The 280-nt window shown below is 58.2% G+C and carries 1 protein-coding gene; it reads left to right on the top strand.

Annotated elements, in window-relative coordinates:
- The coding region (locus EN852_RS40375; RefSeq protein ID WP_135880015.1) for an LLM class flavin-dependent oxidoreductase at positions 1-280 on the top strand (280 nt) is incomplete at both ends.

The following is a 280-nucleotide window of genomic DNA, read 5'->3' on the forward strand; positions in this document are numbered from 1 at the left end:
CTCTTCCGATCTCAAGGAATCCGGCATCTTCTTCGACGACCGCAAGATGCATGTGCTCGATCATATTGGAAAGCATTTCTCCGTCCGCGGACCGCTCAGCGTCCGCCGTTCGCCCCAGGGTCGGCCGATCCTTGTGCAGGCAGGCGTATCGGAGCCCGGGCAGCAGATCGCGGCCCAGTATTGTGACATGGTCTTTATGGCCAAGAATGACCTGAAGTCCGCCCAGGACTATTATTCGTCGGTCAAGAATCGGCTCGACGGCTTCGGCAGGAAGAAGACG

It is taken from the genome of Mesorhizobium sp. M2E.F.Ca.ET.209.01.1.1 (assembly GCF_004010375.2).
Lineage (GTDB): Bacteria > Pseudomonadota > Alphaproteobacteria > Rhizobiales > Rhizobiaceae > Mesorhizobium.